This window comes from Neobacillus sp. Soil_C_43, from assembly GCF_057656715.1.
In genome coordinates this window covers 161,167-165,852 of sequence record NZ_JBDGJV010000013.1, presented here as the reverse complement: position 1 = coordinate 165,852, position 4,686 = coordinate 161,167, and the positions used below count along the sequence as shown (strand labels likewise).

The following is a 4,686-nucleotide window of genomic DNA, read 5'->3' as shown; positions in this document are numbered from 1 at the left end:
TATTGATGGTGAATTACCTGATGGTACACGTGAGCCAATCTTCCGTAAAGGGAATTGGGCTTTCTAATTGATTTTGTCGGAAACCCCTTATTCGTTAGTGAATAAGAGGTTTCCGGACTGTAGGGTCTTTTTTTTACTTACAGGGCAGGTTAAAAGAAACCTTATCAATAGGATGTGAGGTATATGATAAGTTTTGGAAAAGTAGTGTATCCAGCATTCGTACAACAGGAAGTTGAAGGAGGAATGTTTGGTGTTTACTTCCCTACTCTTTTTCCGGAGGCTGGGTGGGATTTTCCGTTATCACAAGGAAAAACAAGGAGTAGAGCACTAAAAAATGCAAAAAAAGATTTAGCTTTCTCTTTGGCAGGAATCTTATATGACAATGAAGAACTTCTTGAACCGATCCCTATCCAAAGCAATAAACTTTCTCAAGGGATGGAATTAATCGATGTGGAAACTTCATTTGACCAGTATGCTGAAGAAATACTGGAACATTTAAAAGGTCGCCATTGGCATATTGGCTATTACATCGAAGAAAATGATGAATACATAGAAGCAATTGGATTTAAAAATGACAAAGGAATGTGGGACATTTTTTTTGAAGGGGATTCAGAGGAAGAGGGCCACCCGGAGGAAACTTTACTTTTTACCGTAAGACTACATTCTGAAGCCGAGGAGAAATTCAAACAATTTGTTGAGGATGTTATTCTAAAGCGTCGAGGGGATTAAAGAAGATTGACTCGTAGTTAAACAAACGGGTGCGTTGATCCTAGAAGGATTAACGCTTATTTATGTTGAAATAAATACACAACATTGAAATGGTGGATTATTAGGAGTGGAGGGAAAAGGATGGGAGCTTGGGGTACTGGCTTATGGGAAGATGATTTATCTTGTGATATCCAAGATGAATGGAATGAACTGATGGATGAAGGGGTAAGTCCAAGAAAAGCTACAAAAATTATTCTTAAATCGTGGCAGGAAGAGTTTTCTGATTATGATGATGAAGAAGATAAACAGGCAGATGAATCCATTCTGTTCATTTCTCTCGCAGGTCTTCAAATGAGATATAAGGCACTGACCACTTCGGTTAAAAAAAAGGCACTACAGCTAATTGAAAAAGGTGCAGACCTTGCGCTATGGGAGGAAGGCGATGATGAAAGTTATCAGGAAAGAAAAAAGGTACTGGAGAAGTTTAGGGATAAATTAAAAAACACAAAGTCTAGTCTGTTTTGATTTTAGCTTTAGAGCTATTGCCTTTTTTCGTATTGAACGGAGCAGGTTCAAGAAGGCTTTTTAACACACTTGGAGAACTTTTAATTTATCCTAATTAAAAGAGAAGTGATTTTAAATTGAAATATCAACAAAAGGATTTTACAAAAGACCTAAAGATAAAGATTAAGAATACTGAAGCGGAATTAAAAGAACATATAGAAAAACTATTAACAGAAAATAAATCTGTTTTTGCAAAGTACAACTTAGAATTATTTGCTGATTTTGATAAAGAAGGGTATGACCCTTTTAAGGCAAGGTATAGTTCCTCAGTTGCAATTGGAGTATCAGATAAAACTGACAAAAATGGTGAACTTATTGACTTACATATAATAAAAATTTGGGATTGTGAACGCACTTTCTTAGGAATGCCGATTTCAAAAAACATACCTGGAAGCAAGATTATCGGTGAACTTCTTGATGAGTCAGTGGAAGAGATAAAAGAGGAATTGAAGGAATATATAAAAGAATTTATATATGAAGGAATTTAAAGTGATCCTTGTGTTAACAGTGGCTTGAGATTAACCATGGAGGTGGCTTCGGCCCCTCCTTTTTCTTATTGAACAATATTAAGGGGGATATTTAGATGTCAAACCATGAAAACGATGAAATGTTAACAGGAGGGAATATTTCTAACGTTTATCGTTCAGGAGATACTGTGCGACGAGAATTAAAGCCAGACAGTACCAAAATTCATAAGCTATTCAAGCATTTGGAGGACAAGGGTTTCAGTTATGCACCAAAGTTTTTAGGTATTGATGAAAAAGGAAGAGAGATATTATCATTTATTGAAGGAGAAGCTGGTAATTATCCTTTAAAAGAATACATGTGGACTAATGATGTCTTAATTGAAATAGCGAAAATGCTCCGTCTTTATCATGATTCTGTGAGTGATTTTCCATTTGATGATAGCTGGCAATCGATAGATAACACCCCCCAGCCATTTGATGTACTATGCCATAATGATTTTGCAATATATAACATTATTTTTAATTATAGTAGACCAAAAGGTATTATTGATTTTGATGTTGCTGGACCTGGTCCAAGACTTTGGGACATAGCTTATACTCTTTATACTTGCGTCCCCTTAAGTAGATTTTATCTTTCTGAAACAGGTGAGAAGGTTTATTATAATTCCTTACAGCATGCTAATCGTATAAAACAAAGAATTAGATTGTTTTTTGAATCTTACGGTGAGGGAATAGAAGAAGATTATATGAAAATGGTTTTGCTCCGATTAGAAGGGTTATGTAAGACAATTACAAGAAAAGCAAGTGAAGGTGACATTGCTTTTCAAAAAATGATCGATGAAGGGCATCTTGAACATTATCAAAACGATATTACATTCATTCTTGAATATGGAAAAGAGTGGATTTAATGGACCATAGGGACGGTTCTGGTGGTTTTTTATCTCAAGGTTGATATTAGATTAGAGCCATGAGAATCGTCCCCGTGGTTTTCCCCTTAGTGAGATGACTTGATAGAATAAAGGGCTTGCTCGGCTCCAAATCTGTTAATGGTTCCTTCTAATTTCATCCCTAATTTTTCTAGAAGCCTGCAAGAGGCTAAGTTAGCGGTTTGTGTTTCGGCAATGACTTTTGGTAGTTTTAATTCATTTAAAGCAAAATTGATAATCACTTGAACGACTTCCGTTGCATAACCAGCTCCCCACCAATCGGGTAATAACTGATAGGACACCTCGTAGTAAACGCCATCGTGGTGAGGGTCAAGGGATACCATACCAATAAAATTATCGGTGTGTTTTTTTCGGATCACCCAGTAAAAGGAATCATCACCTGAATGCAGCATTTCGGCTAATACATCTTCAATGGAAGCAGCCTGTCGTATCCCGCCGAGATATTTTCTTACGTCCTCATTTATATATAATTTTTTCACATCTGAAAAATCGGCTGTTCGAAGGGTGCTTATAATACATCTTTCTGTTTCGAACAAACATCATCATCCCCTTAATAAAGAAAAAGAAATAAGCAATAGTATGATACCTAAACTTAATAAAATGTAGCCTATATACTTCGATTGCCCTTTATACAATGCATTATTAAATCCAGCAATTATTATTGTTAATGATATAAAGGGTAACCAAATTGGAATAAATTAGTTCTTGTTATTAGACTAATTATGTAAATTAGCAATATTGTTACAGCAGTAAATAAATTAAGAAATACCAGTTTCTTTCTAGTCAAAACTCTTCCTCCAGTTTCTTTGAGTACCAATACCTTTCATTAATTAGTTCGGTATTTAATCGGGTAAACCTTTTTCCGCTGCACCATAGGGACGGTTCTGGTGGTTTTTTTATCAAGGTTTTTATTATGAGCCATGAGAACCGTCCCTCTGGTTTCCCTTGGTCTTATAGGAAAAGTAGTTTTTCACACCGATTAAAAAGGGTAATTTTTCCTTTTATCGAATATTATATAGAAGTTATATTGAAACGGATGGTGTAGTAATGAGTAAATTCTTATCTATTTTTGGAACAGTAGTATTTTTGTATTGCTTATATCTCTTTGTAATGTTTTTCTTTAGCAATGATCGTGAGGCAGCTATTTTTTATGGTTCTATATTTGGAATGTTAAATGCAAGTATAGCTATTGCTGTTTCTGAAATATTAAATAAAGTTAAAACAACCAAGTCGTAAGATCATCATATTTTTAGAGGGAGGATGAGTAATGACAAAGAAGAAAAAGGAAACGTTTGAATGGGTTAAATCACTATTGGGTGCTCTTGTTATAGCATTTATTATTCGCGCTTTTTTCTTTACCCCCATTGTTGTTGACGGTGAATCAATGAACCCCACTCTCCAGGACAAGGACCGTATGGTTGTAACCAAAATTGGGGAACCGAAAAGATTTGATATTGTTGTGTTTCACGCCCCAGACGGAAGGGATTACATCAAACGTGTAATCGGACTCCCTGGTGACAGTATTGAATATAAAAATGATGTTTTATACATAAATGGGAAGGCATACAACGAACCTTATTTAGAAAAATATAAGAAAAGACTTAATGGTGGAACTTTAACAGGCTCTTTCACTTTAAAGGAGACCGCTGTAGGTAGTGATACTGTCCCTAAAGATAGTTTGTTTGTTATGGGAGATAACAGAAGGAAAAGCAAAGACAGCCGTGAGATTGGAGCGGTCAATTTAGAAAAGGTAATAGGGACAACAAATGTTGTTTATTTTCCAATAAAAGAAATTAAATTCGTAAATAACTAATTGCTGCTTTTGTTGGGCTGGTCTCTTATTCAAAACCATCGGGTGCGTAACCGCATCACATCAAGGGCACATATTGGCAATGAAAAAGGTAAGCGGGATTGTAACGTTCGCTTACCTTTTACTATTACTGTTTTGCTGGAATGATTAGCTTTTGGCCAATATAAAGGAATGCAGTTGGTTCCAGTTT

At 35.5% G+C, this 4,686-nt stretch carries 7 protein-coding genes; 6 read left to right on the top strand and 1 reads right to left on the bottom strand.

Going from position 1 to position 4,686, the window contains the following annotated elements:
* The first annotated feature begins 183 nt into the window (after positions 1–183).
* The 4 genes from AC3A54_RS17510 (at position 184) to AC3A54_RS17495 (ending at position 2,647) form a co-directional block, all read left to right on the top strand.
* Positions 184–729, top strand: a complete 546-nt coding sequence (locus AC3A54_RS17510; protein ID WP_487655450.1) for a type II toxin-antitoxin system HicB family antitoxin — start codon at positions 184–186, stop codon at positions 727–729.
* Positions 730–849: 120 nt separating this feature from the next.
* A complete protein-coding gene (locus AC3A54_RS17505) occupies positions 850–1,233 on the top strand; it encodes a MarR family transcriptional regulator (RefSeq protein ID WP_487655449.1) in 384 nt (127 codons plus the stop codon).
* 116 nt (positions 1,234–1,349) lie between these two features.
* Positions 1,350–1,760 (top strand): hypothetical protein, encoded by a 411-nt coding sequence (locus tag AC3A54_RS17500; RefSeq protein ID WP_487655448.1) that lies wholly within the window; start codon positions 1,350–1,352, stop codon positions 1,758–1,760.
* Positions 1,761–1,855: 95 nt separating this feature from the next.
* Positions 1,856–2,647, top strand: coding sequence for a phosphotransferase (locus AC3A54_RS17495; RefSeq protein WP_487655447.1), 792 nt, complete (start codon positions 1,856–1,858; stop codon positions 2,645–2,647).
* A gap of 86 nt (positions 2,648–2,733) precedes the next feature.
* On the opposite strand, the gene AC3A54_RS17490 is transcribed toward AC3A54_RS17495, so the two are convergent.
* Positions 2,734–3,222 carry a GNAT family N-acetyltransferase gene (locus AC3A54_RS17490; protein ID WP_487655446.1) on the bottom strand — a complete coding sequence of 163 codons (489 nt, stop codon included), beginning with the start codon at positions 3,220–3,222 and terminating at the stop codon, positions 2,734–2,736.
* A 511-nt stretch (positions 3,223–3,733) separates the two neighbouring features.
* Here AC3A54_RS17490 and AC3A54_RS17485 point away from each other — a divergent pair.
* Positions 3,734–3,922 carry a hypothetical protein gene (locus AC3A54_RS17485; RefSeq protein WP_487655445.1) on the top strand — a complete coding sequence of 63 codons (189 nt, stop codon included), beginning with the start codon at positions 3,734–3,736 and terminating at the stop codon, positions 3,920–3,922.
* Between the two features lie 31 nt (positions 3,923–3,953).
* Positions 3,954–4,499, top strand: coding sequence for a signal peptidase I (gene lepB / locus AC3A54_RS17480; protein WP_308082100.1), 546 nt, complete (start codon positions 3,954–3,956; stop codon positions 4,497–4,499).
* The last annotated feature ends 187 nt before the right edge of the window (positions 4,500–4,686 follow it).

Coding starts and splice junctions, on each gene's coding strand:
- AC3A54_RS17485 (WP_487655445.1), top strand. CDS start 3,734: ATGAGTAAATTCTTATCTATTTTTGGAACAGTAGTATTTTTGTATTGC.
- AC3A54_RS17495 (WP_487655447.1), top strand. CDS start 1,856: ATGTCAAACCATGAAAACGATGAAATGTTAACAGGAGGGAATATTTCT.
- AC3A54_RS17505 (WP_487655449.1), top strand. CDS start 850: ATGGGAGCTTGGGGTACTGGCTTATGGGAAGATGATTTATCTTGTGAT.
- AC3A54_RS17510 (WP_487655450.1), top strand. CDS start 184: ATGATAAGTTTTGGAAAAGTAGTGTATCCAGCATTCGTACAACAGGAA.
- lepB (WP_308082100.1), top strand. CDS start 3,954: ATGACAAAGAAGAAAAAGGAAACGTTTGAATGGGTTAAATCACTATTG.